General features: G+C 40.6%; 14 protein-coding genes. 5 read left to right on the top strand and 9 right to left on the bottom strand.

Features of this window, described 5'->3' with window-relative positions; translation table 11 throughout:
* Positions 1 to 194 precede the first annotated feature (194 nt).
* The 5 genes from AAEY98_RS06920 to AAEY98_RS06900 all read right to left on the bottom strand — a co-directional run bounded on the left by AAEY98_RS06920 (position 195) and on the right by AAEY98_RS06900 (position 5,877).
* On the bottom strand, positions 195 to 3,083 hold the full coding sequence (locus AAEY98_RS06920; protein ID WP_351015866.1) for a DEAD/DEAH box helicase family protein: 2,889 nt from the start codon (positions 3,081 to 3,083) through the stop codon (positions 195 to 197).
* Positions 3,084 to 3,093: 10 nt separating this feature from the next.
* Positions 3,094 to 3,681, bottom strand: a complete 588-nt coding sequence (locus tag AAEY98_RS06915; protein WP_335691964.1) for a class I SAM-dependent DNA methyltransferase — start codon at positions 3,679 to 3,681, stop codon at positions 3,094 to 3,096.
* Between the two features lie 80 nt (positions 3,682 to 3,761).
* The gene (locus AAEY98_RS06910; RefSeq protein WP_351015863.1) at positions 3,762 to 4,352 is read right to left on the bottom strand and encodes a hypothetical protein; all 591 of its coding nucleotides are present in this window, start codon (positions 4,350 to 4,352) and stop codon (positions 3,762 to 3,764) included.
* 247 nt (positions 4,353 to 4,599) lie between these two features.
* Positions 4,600 to 4,953, bottom strand: coding sequence for a YkgJ family cysteine cluster protein (locus AAEY98_RS06905; RefSeq protein ID WP_101031310.1), 354 nt, complete (start codon positions 4,951 to 4,953; stop codon positions 4,600 to 4,602).
* A gap of 243 nt (positions 4,954 to 5,196) precedes the next feature.
* A complete protein-coding gene (locus tag AAEY98_RS06900; RefSeq protein WP_351015860.1) occupies positions 5,197 to 5,877 on the bottom strand; it encodes an Hpt domain-containing protein in 681 nt (226 codons plus the stop codon).
* 219 nt (positions 5,878 to 6,096) lie between these two features.
* On the opposite strand from AAEY98_RS06900, the gene AAEY98_RS06895 reads away from it, so the two are divergent.
* Genes AAEY98_RS06895 through AAEY98_RS06885 form a run of 3 tightly spaced genes read left to right on the top strand, consistent with a single transcriptional unit; the run spans position 6,097 to position 9,258 of the window.
* Positions 6,097 to 6,504, top strand: a complete 408-nt coding sequence (locus tag AAEY98_RS06895) for a response regulator (protein WP_192114970.1) — start codon at positions 6,097 to 6,099, stop codon at positions 6,502 to 6,504.
* A gap of 3 nt (positions 6,505 to 6,507) precedes the next feature.
* Positions 6,508 to 7,509, top strand: a complete 1,002-nt coding sequence (locus AAEY98_RS06890; RefSeq protein ID WP_351015857.1) for a GAF and PAS domain-containing protein — start codon at positions 6,508 to 6,510, stop codon at positions 7,507 to 7,509.
* Positions 7,510 to 7,512: 3 nt separating this feature from the next.
* Positions 7,513 to 9,258, top strand: coding sequence for a PAS domain-containing sensor histidine kinase (locus AAEY98_RS06885; protein ID WP_351015982.1), 1,746 nt, complete (start codon positions 7,513 to 7,515; stop codon positions 9,256 to 9,258).
* Positions 9,259 to 9,957: 699 nt separating this feature from the next.
* On the opposite strand, the gene AAEY98_RS06880 is transcribed toward AAEY98_RS06885, so the two are convergent.
* Positions 9,958 to 10,836 carry an NAD(P)-dependent oxidoreductase gene (locus tag AAEY98_RS06880; RefSeq protein WP_101087147.1) on the bottom strand — a complete coding sequence of 293 codons (879 nt, stop codon included), beginning with the start codon at positions 10,834 to 10,836 and terminating at the stop codon, positions 9,958 to 9,960.
* A gap of 596 nt (positions 10,837 to 11,432) precedes the next feature.
* The gene (locus AAEY98_RS06875) at positions 11,433 to 14,417 is read right to left on the bottom strand and encodes a TonB-dependent receptor (RefSeq protein ID WP_351015854.1); all 2,985 of its coding nucleotides are present in this window, start codon (positions 14,415 to 14,417) and stop codon (positions 11,433 to 11,435) included.
* Positions 14,418 to 14,687: 270 nt separating this feature from the next.
* Here AAEY98_RS06875 and AAEY98_RS06870 point away from each other — a divergent pair, with 270 nt between their 5' ends.
* Positions 14,688 to 14,816 (top strand): hypothetical protein, encoded by a 129-nt coding sequence (locus tag AAEY98_RS06870; RefSeq protein WP_351015851.1) that lies wholly within the window; start codon positions 14,688 to 14,690, stop codon positions 14,814 to 14,816.
* A 251-nt stretch (positions 14,817 to 15,067) separates the two neighbouring features.
* Here the strand turns inward: AAEY98_RS06870 and AAEY98_RS06865 are convergent, their stop codons facing one another.
* Entirely contained in the window at positions 15,068 to 17,308 is a 2,241-nt protein-coding gene (locus AAEY98_RS06865; RefSeq protein ID WP_335691958.1) for a peptidase U32 family protein, read from the bottom strand.
* A 291-nt stretch (positions 17,309 to 17,599) separates the two neighbouring features.
* Entirely contained in the window at positions 17,600 to 19,201 is a 1,602-nt protein-coding gene (locus AAEY98_RS06860; protein WP_101087233.1) for an ABC-F family ATPase, read from the bottom strand.
* Positions 19,202 to 19,504: 303 nt separating this feature from the next.
* Here AAEY98_RS06860 and AAEY98_RS06855 point away from each other — a divergent pair, with 303 nt between their 5' ends.
* A complete protein-coding gene (locus AAEY98_RS06855; protein ID WP_351015848.1) occupies positions 19,505 to 20,647 on the top strand; it encodes a PcfJ domain-containing protein in 1,143 nt (380 codons plus the stop codon).
* Positions 20,648 to 20,849: the final 202 nt, after the last annotated feature.

The raw sequence follows: 20,849 nt of genomic DNA, 5'->3' as shown, positions 1-20,849 counted from the left end.
TTATATTAACAACGTGTTAAATTTAACCGTAATCATTTTGTGTATCAATTTGTATTAGCGGACAGTAATTGAAGCCAGTTTGGCGGAAAGAGCGTAATAGAAAGAGCGTAATAGAGAGACCGATTAAAAAACGCATAAAAAAGCCACTTGCGAGTGGTTTTTTAGAGAAGTACTAAATGGTCGGTGTTTATGATTTACACAAAATCAGAGGCATTTAATACCTGCTTTAAGCGTGCAAAGGTCTGCATTGAGTCATTGGCGAGTATTGGTGAGTAAGCTGGATTATGGGCATTAAGTTGATATTGACCATTAGTGAATTTACTCACTTTACGTAATAAATATTGGTTATTGCCTGTATCATCTTGGATTTCAATCGCCATGATTTTACCGGTAATCGAACCAGCATTAATTGCTGTAATACGTTCTAGTAACAATAAATCACCATTTTCAATTGGATTTTTACCGCCGTTCATCGAATCACCACTTGCTGGAGCAACAAAAAAAATCGATGGATCGAGTTTACTAAAGGTCGAGTTTAACGTCAGTGTTTCACTATTGTCGTCAGTACCCGTTTTAAAATGACCGCAAGCAATTTTTAGATCTGGGTAATAACTAAGGGATGCCTGTTCATCGCGACTCACTTCAATTGGAAGTGTAACCACATTCGATTGTACAGTTTTGCTTATTGGAGTGAGTGTCGATGCTGATTGGCGTTGGCTATAACGCGCTAACAACAATTCGCTTAATTCGCTCATTGCGGTAGACATTACTTCAATATCATCAACTTTTACATCAACATTTGCATGTAATCTATTTTCTTTTACAGCAAACCAAGACTGTGCGTCTGACTTATCTTGTTTGCATAAAAACGTAATTGGGTTGTCTAACCAATACTTACGCCATTTTGGGGAATCGGCGTCGATTAGCTGTAAATCGGTTTTAACATCTTGAGTCCACAATTTCGGATAACGTTTAAATACCTGCCAACTCTTAATGCATACCGCTTCAATTGTGGGGGGATAGTTTAATCCGTCTAACTCAATAAATGCTTCGAGTAAAATGGCTTTAAAGCATTTCGTCATTGTGGCTTTTTCAACGCCTAGACTCAAAAATGGCAAATAGGGCGTTAACGCCAGTAATGTTTTGTCTTCACGTTCTTGGGTTAATACCAGTTCAAACCAACTACCATTTTGCTTGGTCATTTTACTCCAAACATAACCATTGTGATAAAACTCAGTGGCAGTAGGGCGGTGACCTAAATCATCTTTGAGTAATTGGTATTGTTGATCTGCTTTGGTGTAATCAAGTTTTAGCTGTTGCCAAAAGTCGACCAATTCGGGATCGATATTGATTAAGCACTTAGAATCGATTTCAGGATTGTTAAGATGCTTAATCGCTTCATTGGCATTCGCTGCTTGCAATAACGCCACTGGACGATTTAAAAAGCTGATGTGATTACCGATGAAATCGATAACCGAGACAAAGGTTTTATTGGTTTCGGGAGATGTGCGTAACCCACGGCCTAACTGTTGCAAAAATAGAATTTTAGATTCAGTCGGACGTAAGATTAAGATAGTGTCTATTGAAGGTAAATCAGTACCTTCATTGAACAAATCGACTGAAAATATCACTTCTATTTCACCCGATTTTAATTGGCTAAGTGCTTCGCCGCGTCTAACTTCTGAGCCGCTATGCACCGACACCGCTTTAATACCTCGAGCAGAAAACCATTGGGCCATAAAGTCGGCATGAGCTTTAGAGACGCAAAATGCTAAGGTGCGTTGCTGCTTGTGGGTTTTCCAATGGCCAAACACGTGTTTAGCGCGCTTCTGTGTAGCAAATAGATTCATTAATTGTTGCGGATCAAACTTACCATTGCGCCACGGTAGTTCTCGGTAATCGACCGTCTCGTCTTTAATACCTTGGTAATGAAATGGTACCAGAATGCCCGATTCAATTCCGTCGATTATGTTTTTTTCAAACACCAAATTATTATCACATAACGATAGAATATCAGCTTGATCCGTGCGCTCTGGCGTGGCCGTTAAACCGAGTAAAAATTGCGGGGTAAAGTGGTTGAGTAATAACCGATAACTGACGGCGCCAGCATGATGAAACTCATCAACAATGACGTAGTCGAAGTGAGCTTGATCTAGTTGATTAAGATATTCCGGTTTGCCTAATGTTTGAATCGATGCAAATACAATGTCAGCATCAATGACTTTAGTTTTGGCATTAAAGTGGCCAGTTGTACTTTGAGGTAATAAGGTTCTAAAAGTCCGTTCTGCTTGAATTAATATCTCTTCTCTATGAGCAACAAATAGCACTTTTTTAGCGTTGAATTGCAATACATCAAATGCAGCTAACCATGTTTTACCCATGCCTGTGGCTAATACAACCAGTCCCTTGGATTGCTTAGCTAAACGTGTATCCGCTAATGCTATCAAGGCTTCTGCTTGGGCAGAATTAGGTACAGGTTCTTCTGGCTCTGTTTCATGAACAATAGCTAAAGGTGGTTTACACAATTTACGTTTTTGGGCATAGTCGTTGATGAAGGTATCACTTAGATCGATTGCCTGCGAATGATTGAAAATATTCAAGAATTGTTGGCGGATATGGTTAAACTCTTTAGGATCTTGATTCGGCAATAAGTCATGGCGCAAGCACCATTCAAATGCGTGTGTGAATGCCGCTTTACTGATGTTATTTGAGCCAATAAAAGCGCTCCCGATATCTGCTAATCCGGTTTGTTGCTGGACGAAAATATAGCTTTTCATATGAAAGCTTTGATTGCTATTACAGGTAAATATTTTGGTTTTTGCACCGCGAGATTGCAATATCATTAAGTGTCGCAATGCAACTGGGTCGGTAATCAAAAGATAGTCGGAGGTGACTATTGAAATGCTTGCATCGCGTTCTAATGCATCGGATAAAGCATCAAAAATTAAATCTAGCCCAGATCGTTGAATAAACGACACCGACATTTCAATGCTAGTCGCACGGTTAATGGCTTGCGTTAATTTTGGTAAAAAAGGGTCATCCAAACCACCGCTGGTTAATACAGGTCCTTCTGCTAGCTTCATTTTTACATCTCTATTTTAACGTCTTTATGAGGATGGCATTGAGCCATTTTTCGTTTTCACGACCCGAGCGCACATCTGTAGTCACCCAAGTCTGTTTAATCATGAAACCTGTTTGTTGAATCCACTGTTCTAATAGTGACTCATTAGCATCGGTAAAAAACCGACCGTTATGAATTCGCTCCTGATCACCATATTTAAATGAACAATAGAATACGCCACCATTAACCAAACTGTTAGCCAAAATTTCAAAGGTGTTGGGTAGAGCGCTTGCTTCAACATGAAGCAGAGATGCACAAGCCCAAATGCCGTCAAACTGAAGCGATGTGTCTATTTCATCAAAGGTACAAACCGTGACATGTTGGCCAATATAATCAGATGCCGCTTTGGCTAATTCGGCACTGGCATCAATGGCGGTAACATTGAAGCCCAATTGAATAAAGGCTTTACTGTCACGACCAGAACCACAACCAGCATCCAATACACGTGCGTTAGCAGGGAGTTGTGCGACAAAGGCTTGATACAATTCGCTGACATCAGCATTCACAGTCGACTCGAAAAAATCATGCGAATGTTGATCATAAAACGCAATAGTAGACATGGTTAACCCTATAATTTAAATCGTTTAAATATGAATGATTAAGTCTGAATGCTTCAGTGTGATTTTATAACCTATTACAATCAGTAATCAACTTGCTGGATCACCGCGATTGCCGTTTCATCACGGCCTTTTTTAGACGGTACTCGATGGCCGGTGTCGGCATTGGTTTTCATGGTTTGTATGAACTGATTCATTTGCGGGCCAATGCTGATGTGTATTGGTCGATTTTTACCGTAGTAGTACAGGCGATCAAATTTCAGGTTTTCACACATCCATAGTGCAACTTGCTGCATATCAATCGGTTGGTCATTGTTGCTGCTTACTAGGGTAAAGTCACAGGCGGCACCTAGGCGATCGCAGATGATTTTTTGATTTTGATTGAGTTCGTGCGAGCAATGTTGATCAAGCTTTGGGGCAATATGTGGATTACGATTTTTGGCAATTTTTCTAACTAATTCAGGTGAACAAAAACCATAAGTTAAACGCAATGGGCCAAATTTGTCGACAATTGGGTCCAGTATTTGAGTGGCCAATAAACTCAGGGCGCGCCAGGTGTCAGGTTGTAATGGCAGGTTTTCAATATTATGTTCGAGCGCAGTTGCACCACAATTAATGAGATCTGCGTAAGTGAAAAAGCGGCTGGCTTTACCGTTGATATTATAGGTAAACAATCAAAATCCATCGTGTACGTTCATTTGGGACAACAATAACGTGTATTGATTATGCTGACCAGATTGAACTGTTATTTAGGCTCATAAAGTGGCAAAAATAAGCTGTTTAACATCTAAAATGGTCATTTGAGAGGAATCGCGATGTTAATACAGCAGATGAATGATATTTGCCAACATAATGAGATAATATTCTGAGACATTTACCGCAATAAACTTGAGAACAGAAATTGCGGTAAACAAGGCAAGGCTACACTAATACTTGGCGGGTGTTGGCGATATAGTGATGGATCTGCGCCTCAGTTTTTGTATCAATCATCACTTCCGGTCGACGGTGCTCAGGGCAAGGCATGCGTGGTGTTGTGCCAAAAACACGACATATCAATGGGCGCTCTTCATAAACCTCGCAACCATTTGGACCTAAGTATACGCAATTCCACTCTTTTAATGCGGCTTCATGTTGGGCGTTAGTTTTAAAGGGGAGGCGTGCCATTTCTTCAGAAGATGTGGTTACTGGACCACAACAATCGTGACAACCTGGCTTACATTCAAATGACGGAATGCGTTCACGCAGCAGATCGACTATCTCTATGTTATTTTTCATTAATGCCTAACGTTTAAAGAGTTCGCGGACATTATACGTCGATAGTGGGCTGACTAAAAGTTGCCAAGGTATATATTTGGCCGCAACTTATTTAGTAGCCACTTATTTAGTAGTCACTTATTTAGTAGCAATGGACCCTTTGTGCAGGATGGTATATTAGTGGAATAACACTTTTTGTTTAATATTTGCCTAGTGGCATCAAAGATAAATCTGCTTTTACACCAAGTAACGGCTAAATGGCTATTACAACTTGTTGGATAATGAAGATAATGCAACAAGCGCATTGTCGAAATCTAATATTTCTACTGCATCATATAGCACTGCTAATTCATGCTTAACCAATAAATTATTAGCCAACATATTTTGTAGGTTTAGGATGATATTCACCGCTTCTAGATTGTTATTTTCGAGGTGTTGTTTCAGTTCTGCGAGCATCGCGGTGAGCTCTGGGATTGAATAATCAACTGTTAGGTGTTGTGTTTCAACTTCTTTTTCTGCTAATAAAGCATGGATTTTTGATAGTTCAGCTTGTGTCACTGAACGTAACTGGGGCGCCAGTTCGACACTAAGTATCTCAAAAGCATTTGAACTATTCGCGTCCTTGAGTTTTATCTCCCAGGCACATAAGGCTTGATAGATTGATGTTAAGCCAGCTGTCCCAGAAGTCCCTTTAAGGGTATGAACAATGACCAATATCTCATTGGTGTTATTTTGCAAGATCATCTGTTCTAGATTATTCAGTTGCTGATCCAGATTTGCTTCAAAAACCTTTAGTAAACGCCGATAAAACTTTTCATTACCACCAAAAGGCTTAAGTAAACTTTCTAGCTCCTTATTATCAGATTCTGATCTAAAATTATTAATGTCATGTTTATTCATTTCATCAAGGGGCTGCTGCTGAGCAGTAATTTTAGTAGATTTCATATGTATGACTCTCGGACCATGATGACTTTCTAAGTACACTATAGAAAAGATAACAGCAGTTTACTGTATTATTGAGTTTCAATGGATGTCCTATCGTCATAAAAAGTTAGGATTTATTGTTAATCAATAGCTTAGTTTGCTTCAACAATAATTATAATGCAATATTAGTCGATAAAATTCGACATATTTGGGGTTTACGCCAATCAAACTGGAGTCGGCATGCAATTAGATAAAATTTTACACGTAGAGGATGATGAGTCGATTCGAATCATTGTTGAAATGGCTCTCGTTGATATATCTGGATTTACCCTGTTGGCTTGTGATGGCGGACATGAGGCCATTAGCCAAGTGGAGGCTTTCGCACCAGATTTAATATTGTTAGACGCCATGATGCCGGGTATGGATGGTATACAAACGCTGATTGAAATTCGTAAAAAACCAAATTGTTTAAACATTCCAGCTGTTTTTATGACCGCGAGGATTCAGGAGTCTGAAAAACAAGAATATTTGGATGTTGGTGCCGTTGCTGTGATTGAAAAACCCTTCGATGCTATGAGTCTAGGTGATAGGTTAGAATCTATTTATCAAGCTTGCTTAATCTCTCAAGAAATCCACAATCAAGAGTAACTTATGCAAACACCTGTATTTCCTATTTCCGAGACAGAAAGACTTACCGCGCTAAATAATACTGGGCTGTTAGATACGGGCCCAGAAGAACGTTTTGATCGTTTAACGCATTTAGCTCAACTTTGTTTAGGCACGGAAATTGTGCTTATTTCATTGGTAGACTCCAATCGCCAATGGTTTAAGTCGAAACAAGGTTTAGATGCATGCGCGACAAGCAGAGACATTTCATTTTGTGGCCATACCATTTTAGGCGATGGTATTTTTGAAGTTGCTGATGCTCTGCTTGATAGTCGGTTTGCTGACAATCCATTAGTTGTCTCTGCGCCGTTTATTCGATTTTATGCCGGTGTGCCTTTAGTGTGTAATGGTGAAAAAATTGGCACACTTTGCTTTATTGATAGCAAACCTCGCCAGTTCACTGACAAAGAACGAGATATTGCATACGGTTTTGCTAAAAGTATTGAACAAGAAATTATTGATAGATTACAAGATCAAGCACATGAGCAATTAGTGGCAAGCGAGCAAATGTACAGGTCGGTGCTTGACGGAACGAGGATCGGTACTTGGCAGTGGAATATTCAAACGGGTGAAACCCATTGCAACGAACGTTGGGCTGATATTATCGGTTATACGCTTGCCGAGCTAGAACCCATTACCATTGATACTTGGTTATCCATGATACATCCCGATGACTTGGACTATTCAGATGCAGCTTTAGATGATCACCTCAATGGCTTAATTCCATTTTATGACGTTAAATGCAGAATGAAGCACAAAGATGGTCATTTTGTATGGGCGCATGATCGAGGCAAAGTCGTTTCTTATACCGCAGATGGTAAGCCATTGATGATGTATGGCACACATGCTGATATCACCAAAGAAAATAATAGTAACTTAGCATTATTACAAAGCCGAGATCAGTTTAAGACCTTGGTTGCCAATATACCGGGAATGACTTACCGATGTCTGCATGATGAACATTGGACCATGCTGTATATGAGTTAACATATTTATGCACTTACAGGCTATCCTGCCAGCGATTTTATCAATAACGGTCAGCGCAGTATTGTTAGTATGGTTCATCCTGATGACAGGGCATTGGTATTTGAAGTCATCGAAAAAGCTGTGCTTAGTCATTCTAGTTGGGTATTAAATTGCCGTCTTTTGCATAAAAATGGATCTGTTATATGGGTAGAAGAACGCGGCGCTGCTGAATATGACAGCAATGGTGTCGTTCAACATCTTGACGGTTTTGTTATGGATGTTAGCAAAGAAAAAAAACTGCAAGACCAATTGTACAAACTGACACAGCAGCTTCCGGGTGTGGTTTATCAGTATCAGGTGTGGCCAGACGGACGTAGCGCATTCCCATATGCTAGCTCTGGAATCGAAGATATTTATGGTGTTAAACCGGAAGATGTTCTTACAGATGCTTCCAATGCATTTTCTACAATTTATCCTGAAGATGTACCTGCAGTTGTTCAGAGTATTGAAGTCTCTAGCCAACAACTGACTATATGGGAACAGGAATATCGTGTTTACCGGGATGACAAATCGATAATATGGTTATTAGGCAGAGCAACACCGGAAAGGATGCCAGATGGTAGTACGTTATGGCATGGCTATATTCACGATATTACCCAAACTAAAGAATACTATCTCAAACTTGAGGATCTCAATCTTCAGTTGAATGTTACTCAGCAAAGCCTTGATTTAGCGAGTGAGCAAGCCAAAATTGGTTATTGGCATGCATCGCTTGAGCATGGAACATTTTGGTGGTCACCTATTATTTATCAAATTTTTGGGTTTAACGCTGAAGATGTGGTGCCGAGTTCTACATTGTTTAAAAATGCTGTTCATCCTGACGATATCGATAAAGTGCTTAAAAATGAGCAGCAGACTCGTTCGACAGGTATTGTTAACGAAGTTTACCGAATCATCCGCCCTAATGGGGATGTTCGCTGGGTACATGAATTAGGACAGCTGGTTGCCGAAGATCAGAATCCGGATAAGATAATGATAGGTTCTGTACAAGATATTACCGAGCGGATGACATTACAGAAAATTAAAGATGAATTCATTTCAACCGTGAGTCATGAGCTTCGCACTCCGTTAACATCAATTTATGGCGCATTAAGTTTATTGCAGTCTGGTAAGTTGGTCACACTACCTACAAAAGCGGAGAAGTTGGTTGAGATTGCGAGCAGTAACTGCAAGCAGCTTAGTCGTTTGATCAATGACTTATTAGATATTGAAAAACTGGCTGCTGGTAAAATGTTGTTTGAAATGAAACGATTAAATGTAGTTCCACTTTTACAAAGAGCTATCAATGATCATCAACCATACGCAGACCTGCATAAAATCAGTTTGGCGTTACATGTAGATAAGCAAATAGATGAATTGTTTGTATATGTTGATGAGCATCGTCTGTTACAAATTCTGACTAATTTTCTATCCAATGCGGTTAAGTTTTCTCCCGAATCGGGGAGTGTAATGTTGTCTGCGACTGTCACTGCTGATGAAATTGAAATTGCTGTACAAGACCAAGGGGCCGGAATCCCTGAAGATTTTAAGAGCAAAATATTTGCAAAGTTTTCGCAAGCAGATGCAAGCAGCTCTAAAGTGAAAGGAGGCACGGGTTTAGGCTTAGCCCTTTGTAAGGAGCTTGTAGAAGCAATGAACGGAAGCATTGACTATCGCTCCGAACTCGGCTGTGGCGCTCGGTTTTTTGTTAGATTACCCTTATCTGTTTAACGAAAAAACAATATCGTGAGTTTAATCTACCGCTACATAAGTGTGGATTTGGCAACATATTTCGACAACATTTTATTCAAAGCAACCAGCTAGTATTGACCACTAGTGATAATAATAAAATGGTGACTTAATCTGAGTGTGACTTAATCTGAGTGAGATTTGAAACAACCGTTGTCGACATACATGACTAGATAGAGGCAATGGTCCTGATCCATTGTTAAATAATATCAATACAGAAGAAGTGATGGCTGTAATCGTACGGCAAATCAGTTGGTGTTTTGATGCACTCATGGATATTGAAGTCTGCGATTATATTATGTTTAACCAGCATGCATTGGTGTTACACGGAACATAAAGTCGAAGCGTTGATGAGTATTGAATCGATACTGTAGACGTTAGCGGTAATCGTAGCGGTAATCGTAGCGGGTATTGGCAGCTGTATTGGCAGCGGTAATAACACTTATACCGAGTGACTTTATACAGAGTGACTTTTTTAATCAACAGAAGTGTAGTGAAGAATGGTGTAGTTAAAAGTAGTGAAGTTAAAAGTGCTGCAGTGAAAGGTTGTGTAGCGAAGGGCAATGTAGAGTCTTAATGATAGTTTAAGTTTAAGTTTTAGTTTTGGCTTTAGTTTTGATATAGACCTTTTCATCTGCAATCGTCACAGATGAAAAGGTTTTATTCACTCAGCTTTATGAATTACTTGGCAAGTTTTACAAAGTAGTCAAATATCTCAGGTACATTGCCGTTACCTAAACCCGCGTCAAATGCAGCTTGTAGGTTAGCTGAAGAGCCTTCTGCAATTTTAGATTCAGTACCTAGGTCTTCTACCATTTTTAAGAAGTAGCCAAGATCTTTGTTAGCGTTAGCAATAGAGAAGCCTAAATCGCTTACACCGTCTACTGCATAGTTTTTACAGAATTTCATGAACGGTGAGTTAGATGGACCCGCTGACATGATGTCGAACAGTTGCGCACGGTCAACACCAGCAAGATCTGCAACAGCAAAGGCTTGAGACATAGCACAAACGGTAGTCATACCCATAAAGTTGTTGATTAGCTTAGTCGTGTGACCTGCGCCTAATGCACCTAAATGGAATACGTTTTCGCCTTGCTCGTCTAATACTGGCTTAACCTTATTAAAGGTCTCAAGATCGCCAGCTGCCATGATGTTTAGTAAACCGTCTTTAGCGTGAGCAGGAGTACGGCCGAGTGGGGCATCAATCATACCTGCGCCTTTTGCTGCAAGGTCTGCACCAATTTTACGCGTAGATGACGGAATTGATGTACCAAAATCAACCAGTACAGAACCTTCTTTAATGCCCGCTAGAATACCATCGTCACCATAAACCAGTTTTTCAACTACGGCAGATGTGGTTAAGCACAGCATAACGATGTCGCTAGATGCAGCAAGTTCTTTTGCTGTCGTTACGGTTTTTGCACCGCGAGCAACACATGTAGCAACCGCTTCTTTATTAAGGTCCATTACATTTAGCTGGTAACCTCTGTTTTGTAAGTTCTCAACCATGTTGCCGCCCATAAGGCCAAGGCCGATAAAACCGATGACTGGTTTTGTCATGTCTAACTCCTAAATATATTGGTAAATGCGTATTTCAATTTTATTCAGCTCACCGAATGTGCCAGTGCGCTATGTAATTTGTATAAAGAGCCATCTTGAGTTCAGGATTGCTATAAGCCAATTGAGTGGGTTAATGTCCTTTCAAATGGTGTATTCCTGTTTACTCTTCAAAACGACTCATTATTTATCATTTAATATTGCCGGACTGAAAATATCGGTAACAATGATGCTTACTCTTGCTTGAATTGGTTATCAAGTGGTATTACAAAATTGTAAGTAATACTAAGATTGTTGTCAACCAATTATCTTGCCAATGTTATACCAAAAATGTGATTGGTAAGGATGGCGTTGTTGGTTGTTAACTAAAACTAGAATTAATGATGGTGTGGTAGCAAGGTATCGCTATTTGTAATTCGACATTTATATCAACTAATAAATCGTTTATATGACCCTGCACATACGTACCGCGTTAAGCCGCTGCTAGTGTCAGGTCCATTTAACGCTCTAATATCGTTTGTAGTGACGGTCAATAATATTGTTGTCGTTAATGGTAGAGCCTATCAATTTGATAGGCTCTACTTTAAGACATCAGTTGATTAAAACTTAGCTCGAACACCAAGAGTGTAGCGACGGTCTGCTTCACTGAAAGCCCAGATAGAATCTAGCTCAGTAGTATAAACAATTGGTTCACCCGTTAGGTTTACCGCATTGGCTACAACAGTGAAGTTTTCGTTGATATCCCAGCTAACTGAAAAATCAAGTTGGCCTCTATCTTCTCGGTAGCTGTTACCCACGGTAGGGTCGTAGTTGTCAGCAGAAGGGTCATTCTGGTTGAAAACGTTATAACCTAAAGCGCCAACAGTTTGTACACGCTTGGTGCTTTGGTCGTCTAAATAACGGTCACGCCAGTTGTAGGCTAAACGTAACTGAACTTCTTCACCTTCCCAGTAAACTTGAGTGTTAGCGGTGTGCTTAGAAATATTCAGTAATGGATTGCCATCGGGTTGTTCACTATCTGCATAGGTATAGTTTGCGTTAACACCTAAACCTGCCCAAATGCCGGGTAAAAAGCTGAACTGTTGCTGGTAACCTAATTCCAAACCTCTGACTTCACCGCTACCACCATTCACATCAGTGTCGATGACGATACCCGTTTGACCTGCGGCTTTTTGAGCATCAACATATGCTAAACCTTGGTCTTGAGTCGCATTAACAATGTCACCTTGGCTTTGACCCGCGGTGTTAAGTAAACAAATATTATTCCACTGCGTGGTATTTTGTCCGCTTATCGTGCTTGAGTCAGCTAAACAGCTGCTGTCGGTTTGCGTGAACGAGTTAACGTCTTTATAGAAAATTGCTGCAGAAAGTAAACCACCGTCGCCGAAGTAATGCTCTACAGAAAGGTCATATTGAGTAACACGATACGGTTCTAACTGGTACGAACCTTGAGTACCGGTAACTAAAGAGTTATCGATTGATAATGCAGGACTTAGTTCATCAAAATCAGCACGGCGCATCACTTTAGCAGCCGCAAAACGCATTAATGTTTCTTCTGATAAAGTATAAGTGACATTCAAGCTAGGTAAAAAGTCTGAATAATCGTTACTACCAGTATTGAGGATTTTGTTACCGTTACTGTCTACAGAATCGACAATGCTTGATTCTAATTCTGTTTGAATATAACGCCCACCAACCACTGCAGTAATGTCATCAAAATCTAAATGAAACTGTGCATAGATAGCACGAGTCTTTTCGTTGATGAACTTATAGGCGCCAGTGTCTTCAACCATGTTGTCAGCTAAAGTACCGTTCATTGCATAAGTGGTACCTGCTAGCATTTGCTGAGCTAACAAATAGGTTGCTTGAGCATCTTGCAGCTTTTCAGCGTCATACACGTTGTATGTTAATAAGTCGTTTTGACCCGCAATACCGGTTTGGTCGAACGAGTTACTGGCGTTTATTGTTTTAAAGCTATCGCTGATAATTGGGTTATCAATCCAGGTTGGGCTGTATAAACCGTCTGCGTTTTTAGCTTTTTTATAAGCATCTTTAAGCGTGGTTCCGTTAGGTGCTAAGTCAAAGCGATTTGAACTGTAATCTCTATCGGTAAAACGAACACCCGTTTTTATTGCAGAGATAAAATCTACACCTACATCATGGATTTTAAAGTCAAAGCGTAATGCTTGTTCTTCGTTATCTGTGTCTAATGTTTTGTGGTAAAACTCACGGAATACCAAGTTGTCTGGATTAGTTAACATACCTGTGTCTTCAAAGACATAAGATGGAATGCCACTACCATTAGTCATGCTTGCTGTGCTGGTATGTGTGACTAAATCAAGGGTAGGGTCTGTGCGTTCAATTGGACGTAAGTTAAATTCAGAAGCTGTTTGACGTTCTTCTGATTTCGAAATTGAATATTCGCCTGAGATTTCGATGTTATCAGTAATATTCCACTCACCACCAATAGCATGAGAAGTTGTTTCTGATGTTGTAAAGTCACTCCAGGTTTTAGGAATAACCAATACGCCACTTAGGTCGTAATTTTGCAGTTGTCCATTACCATCGTAGTAGGAATCACTTCTTGGCACCACGGTACCACCAACATCGAGAATTGAATAAGCTGCTTGGCCGCCATCCAGTTTTGTCGAGTTCATGTCAACGTAGAAATTAAGCTCTTCGCTGGTTGGTGCCCACTGTAGTGATAAACCAAATGCAGTACGTTCACGTTGTTCTGTTTTTTGCTCTACTGTACTTTCTGTTCTACGAAGGTATTTGCCGTTAGGGCCACCAGATACATCAACAGTGCCATCACCGTCTAAATCGATATCGTCTTGTAAATCGACCTTGTTAAAATACTCGTCACGACGTAATTCACGGTCTTGGTACGATACGTTAGCTGCAGCACCGAAGGTACCGGCATCACCTAAATCCCAGCTATTACCGATTGCGGCGGTAAAGTTAGGTGCAACATTTTCAGTTTTGTCTGCGTATTCACCGTCGAGGGTAATCGCAATTAGCGGCTCACTAAGTTCTAATGGGCGTACTGTCTGCATGTTAACTGTGCCACCTAAAGCACCTTCAATCATTTCAGGCGTTGGAGATTTAATCACTTCAACTGTTTTTAAGAAACTAGCAGGGAAGTCATCTAAACTAATTCCGCCACGTCCTGGGCCTGCTGTTGAGCGGCCATTGAGCAGAATAAGGTTTTCTGATACACCACGGATAGTGACAGATTCACCGACACCAAAATCAGATTCAATAGAAACACCTGTAATGCGTTGCAATGCTTCGGCAATGTTGTTGTCAGGTAATTTACCAATATCTTCAGCAACGATAACATCGACAATACGTTCGTCAGTACGTTTAAGTAAGTTAGCGGCTTTTAAACTGCCAAATATACCTCGAACGGCTATAACTTCAATTTCACTTGTATTAACTTTTTCCGCTTCAGTTTGTGCTACAGGTTCTGCTGCAAATGCTGGCATCGTTAACATGGCTGTTAAAGTCGCGCCAAAAATGGTTATATTGTTGGCTTTGTTTTTTGCGCCACTGAACATGGCGCTTATTTTATTCAACTTCATAATTCCCCCCAAAGAAATTTTTTGATTTGGTATTACCAATGTTGTTGTTTTAATCAACAGATACATTTATATAACACGTTACCAACAATTGCAATTGATCATTACCAAATAATTTTATTTGTCTTACCAAAATTAATCGCACTAATCTTTATGTTGATGAGAGTTACTTGTCAGCCATTATTCTACAATGCAGTCATACTCTGGCTTGTGACTATCGCGTTTAAAACAGAGATTCTTCACTTGATGCGGTCGATATAAGGCTTATATGCGATGAATACTGGTTTTACAGAGTCAGATTTAGAGATAAATATTGGTAAGGTAGGTTTGTATATTGGTATTACAAGTGGTCGATGGGTGTTGTCGTTGCAGTGGTTAACACATCAAAGTAGCCACTTTTAGAAGGTTGCTAGAGGTTTTTCGCGAGATAGCTTGCCAATATGTTAGCTTGAAATTAATGTCGATAAAAAGTGTTTCTGTCGGAATTAACCGTGGATCACTTCAGAAACAACAAGGGTCGCACTAATGCGACCCTTGTTGTTTCTATGATGGACAATCAATACAGAGTAACTATATTCTCATCTCTATCACGAGTTGAGGTTATTGAGTTAACCATTTACATATTCTATTGATTGAGTCATTAACAAATTTTATTACAAACCTTGCTGATACTGGGCGTTAGTAGAAATGGTCACAAGTTGATTTAGCTCTACTTTAGATTCGGTGACGCCTTTAAGGACGTTTTCGAAGTGAGCGACCAGCTGAGTTTTATCGATTTCCGCTTTTGAGCCAGATCCTATGTTGGTGAGGTCGATAAAGAACTCATCAAATAAGTGTGATAGATCTTCAACGGCTTCGATGTTTAAAAACTGCTCGTGGTTATAGATGCTCGGGTAACCGCCTTTTTGTTTGTCTACTGCAAACGAAATACCTTTCACATTAGTGATGGTAGTGGCTTTTTCACACTTGAGCATGCAACCGTCTTCAATGCTGGGCTTATTACAGCCTACCGTTTGTTGGAAAAAACATTGTCTGCTGGTCATCATCAAAATAGGGTGATAGATGCTGTAAAGCAGTTTGAAGTTTTCTGGTCTGGCGATGTTTTTAATTTGGTTACGATTTATCTCGTTCGAAATAAACGCACCAGCACAATTCAATTGCTCTTGTAATGTTAGCAAGGCATACGAGTTAGTGGTGTTTAAAAACGGCCCCGCAATCCACTCGATGTCCATTTCATAGGCTTTAAACGCAACGCCAGTATTATTTGTGACAATACGCTTAGGCTTTACTACTTCTAACACTCTTACCGCTTCGATGTAATCTTTGCCGATAAGCACTGCCGGAAACCACGGAATTAACCTTGGGTTACGTAAAAAGATATCAATATACTTGTTGTCGTTTTTCTTAAAGCTTTCTGGCAGCTTAAAGTAAATATCGGCATCGGTAACATCACACAAGTTGACGTCTTTTTCATCACTAATAAGCAAAGACAATGTCGGTGTGTCGGTCACTTTAGGATGTTTAGGTAACTTGGGTAAGGTTACTGCGCCTATGTATTCTCTTTGTGTTAGCTGTAATAACAGTTGGTTTTTAAGCTGAGTTAACTGGCTAAACGGCAGGCTTAAATCAGTCTGCAAGCCGTCATAATTAAATGCCTGTAATAAGTAACCGCTGCCTTTTAAGCTTTTAAAGCGTTTTTCAATTGCGGCTTCATCAACCCGTGATTCTGTTGCTTGGGTTAGAGAGATAGATGATTCAATCACAAAGTGTTGATCTGGCGTGGTCACAGTGACCGACAATGGTTGATTGACTTGACCAGAAAATGCCAGTGCTAGCGTAGGCTTGGCAATGCTCAAGTGATTAATTTTTTCGGCTACCAATTGCACAATGGCGTCTTTTTCTGACGACAGTGTTTGTTGGGCTTCTTGAATTTGAACCACTGATATCGCGTTACTTTTGTCGTTAGCATGTTTAAAGCTGTTATCGCGTGGATTATCGATAAACATGTCTTTGGTGAGGTTACCCTTTAAAAACGAGTTGGTAAAATCACGGTTGAACACTTTATGTAAGTTCGAGTCATCGGCTAATAGCTTGCCTGTTTCGATAAATTTGTCGATCTGTTTGCGCCAGCTGTCCACCACGGTATGGACATATTGTGCACCTTTAATGCGGCCTTCAATTTTGAGCGAGTCGACACCGGCATCAACCAATTCTGGTAAATCAAAGTAAGCTGAGTTGTCTTTTAAGTTAAGCGGAAACTTGTTACCGGCTGCTGTGACTTCATATTCATCACGACATGCCTGGCTGCAGCGGCCACGGTTGCCAGAATTACCGACACTGACTGAACTTGAATAACATTGACCCGAGAAGGCAATACATAAAGCGCCGTGAACAAAAACTTCGGTAAGCACTTCGTGGTCGTGGGCGAGGGTGGTAAGGCTTTTAATTTCGCCAAGGTTTAGCTCGCGTGATAAATTGACACGAGTGGCACCGATTTTGGCTAAGAAGCCAATTTGACCTTCGTTATGAGTTGTCAGCTGGGTAGAAGCGTGAATGGCTAGGCTTGGAAAATGCTTAGTCACCAGGTTAAACAAGCCTAAATCCTGGACGATAATGCCGTCGATACCCGTATTCACTAACTGATTGAGCAATTTAACCAATGTCGGAACTTCGTTTTCTAAAATAACGATGTTCATGGTGAGAAACACTTCACACTGATATTGGTGAGCAAGCGCGATAACACCAATTAAGTCATCGAATGACAGGTTGGCCGCTCGGTTACGGGCGTTGAAGGTATCTAAGCCACAATAAACGGCATTTGCACCGGCTATAATCGCAGCTTTGATCGCATCGACATCTCCACCGGGTGCCAATAATTCGATTTTTCTATTCATGATATTTTCGCTATTTTATGTCGTTGGTTATTAATTTTACAGGTCGATTTTACGTGTATCTGCAACGGATTACTATTGATTAGGCTTTTCGAATATAAATAACCTGAACTCGGGATAACAAACGTCGCTCAAACAGCCCTTTGTATTGCTTTGCTAACTGCTTAGCTTTCATCTCTATGATGAATTAAACAAAAAAGGTCTTCGTCATTGCAACATTATGCAACATGAAGACCTTACTTTAACGATGTTATCCGTTAATGGACATGGAGTAATGCATGCCCAAAAAAGATGTTAGCCTCTGGCTTCAGCTTCAGCTTGGCTTGCAAGGTATTCATCAAATGTACCTTGGAAGTTTATCAATCTTTTGCCTTTTACATCAATAATGCGTGTTGCCAAAGATGACACAAACTCACGGTCATGGCTGACAAATATCAATGTGCCTTCAAATAATTTCAAGGCTTGGTTTAGCGCTTCAATCGCTTCCATGTCCATGTGGTTGGTTGGCTCGTCCATTACCAGTACGTTAATATCCATCATCATTAACTTACCGAATAACAAGCGGTTTTTCTCACCACCTGAACAGTTGCGGACTTTTTTGTTGGCGTCGTCATCAGAAAATAATAGACGACCTAACATGCCGCGAACCATTAAATCATTGTGCTTTGGTGTGCGCCATAATGACATCCAATCAAATAAAGTCATGTCATTATCAAAATCTGCGGTGCTGTCTTGCGGGCAGTAACCAATTGCAGCATTTTCAGACCATTTAATACGGCCATGATTGTGTTGTAATTGATTCACTAAGCAACGTAATAGGGTCGTTTTACCCACACCGTTTTCGCCAATAATCGCCAGTTTAGAACCCGCTTCAAGAATAAGGTCGCCGTGTTCGAATAACACTTCGTCGAATCCGTGAGACAATTCTTCAAGCACGAGTGCTTGGCGATGCAGCTTTTTGCTTTCCGCAAAACGAATTGATGGGGTAATACGGCTAGATGACTTAACATCATCTAACTTAATTTTGTCCATCTTTTTAGCGCGTGAGCTAGCTTGTTTTGCTTTAGATGCGTTAGCACCAAAACGGTTAACGAAGTCTTGCAGCTCGTCAATTTCAGCACTTTTCTTGGCATTGCCCGCTAACAATTGCTCGCGAATTAAGCCTGATTGAGCTAAGAAATATTCGTAATTACCTGGGTAAACACGTAATTCGCCGTAATCGATATCAGCCATGTGGGTACAAACAGAGTTTAAGAAGTGTCTGTCGTGCGAAATGATGATCATGGTGCATTTACGTTTGTTTAGCTCTGTTGCCAACCAACTAATGGTATGAATATCCAAGTTGTTGGTAGGTTCGTCGAGTAACAAAATGTCTGGGTTAGCGAACAAAGCTTGTGCTAATAGCACGCGCAGTTTCCAACCTGGAGCAACCTGTTGCATTAAACCAAAGTGAAATGACTCTTCAATACCGGCTTCTAGCAGAATTTCACCCGCACGACTTTCAGCTGTGTAGCCGTCCATTTCCGCGAACTGACTTTCTAGGTCGCCTACTCGCATGCCGTCTTCATCGGTCATTTCTGCTTTGGCGTAAATGCTGTCGCGTTCTTGTTTGACTTTCCACAGTCCGACATCACCCATGATCACTGCGTCGACAACACTATATTGTTCAAACGCGAATTGATCTTGACTAAGCGTACCGACTTTAAAGCCTGGTGTAATCGACACGTTTCCTGATGTTGGAGCCAAAGCACCACTCAAAATTTTCATGAACGTGGATTTACCACAGCCATTTGCGCCGATTAAACCGTAACGGTTACCGTGACCAAATTGAGCCGAGATGTTTTCAAATAATGGCTCAGGGCCAAACTGCATGGTGATATTAGCGGTAGAAATCAAAGCAATGTTCCAACTGTGTACTACTGAATATTTATCAACAATAGGCAAGACAACAGCCACGTGTGAATAAGACAGACATAAGTATATGTAAGTAAATAGGCCGCGGATTATACAGGTTAGTGCTAAGTTGTCGATTTATAATCTGCTTATATAGCAGACAATGGCATTAACGCTGGGCTAGGAAAGCATTGAACTGAGTAAATTGGCTGATATCTGCGCGGTTGAATCGTTTGCAATAGAAACTGATGCCATATTAGTTTCAATATCAGCTACATTATTGATTTGGTTGTTTTAGGAGTCGACATGACCGCTGCATTAACCATCCCTATGCGTGATTTGGGTTTTGATTATGATGTTGAATTACATAGCTGGCATGATGGCTTAGCTGGTTTTAGAACGTTTAATCATCAATCTAATGAGCAACTTGAAGGCGGGTTAGGGCTGGGACTTGATTTAGTGACTCAAAGCGAAGCTGGTAGAGCCTGGTTGACGTCTATTCCGGAACATTTATTGAAGATCACCGCGCCCTTTGCTGAGCATCAATACCAAATGCTGTGGTTGGCTGCTAATTGTGAACCCGCATTACAAATATTACTCAGCAGACCGGTGCTGTTATTGCTTATTTGCGAGCAATGCTGTGTCGATAATCAACAAGCGTTGGCATTTTGCTTACTTGGACAGCGCCAAATTCTATCGGTCCTAGGCTATCACAGCAGTAAAGCAGCGCTTAAGTTTATTGATAAGTTAACCTTAACCTATCAACGAGAAGCCGATTTACTGCATGTTAAACGTCAGTTAGATGTCCGTTTTTGTCACTTTAGTCGGTTTAAGCATTATCAACAGATTAACTTAAATGCTTTGAGTGTTGATCACATGTACCCATTTTTTACTGGCACTCCGCTCGGGCTCGATTTGGCGTTTAATCAGCAACAAGGTCGCAGCCAATTAATGGCGTACCTTAATGACACGTTACACATGGGAATAACATTAGGGATTTTCGATCCGCTGCAACGGGTTAGTCAATTGTCGTCGATTAGTGATTTACGCCAGTTACATGATCGCTGGGTGGTTGAACGCAATGAAATGGAGCTTGTTAAAACTCGCCCGCAAAATGCTGATTTCGCCTATCCTCAATTGCTTACAGCCAATGGCCAAATTAAGCCTATTAGCCATTATGATGAGCTCGTCGCAGAAGGTCGCGAACAAGGCCACTGTATTGCTATTTATCATCAAAGCATTGCCAACGGACATTATTGTGCGTTTAAAATGGCTAAGCCTGAGCGAATGACTATTGGCATCAAAATCACTAAAACCGAGCCGCTGATGTGCGAAATCGACCAGATTAGAGGCGCATCTAATTCAACGCCATCGGAGCAAACACGCGAGATTGTTTATCAGTGGTTTGAGCAAACTAAAGCACAATTAAAGCAACGCAAAGCTGGATAACGTGAGCGTTACTTTATGCTAGCTTTGATACTGCGGTTGTTTGTGCGGTGTCATCAGCTGAAACGCCACTAACATTAACGCAACTAACGCTAACGCCACTATCTTTAACGCGACTAGCATTAACGCCACTAACATCGATACAGCTGTGAATAATGTGTGGCGTTAATACTAACCGAATATGTATTTATAATAATCACTTACT

It is taken from the genome of Shewanella sp. AC91-MNA-CIBAN-0169 (assembly GCF_040310165.1).
Classification (GTDB): domain Bacteria; phylum Pseudomonadota; class Gammaproteobacteria; order Enterobacterales; family Shewanellaceae; genus Shewanella.
This window is presented reverse-complemented; position numbering and strand designations above follow the sequence as displayed.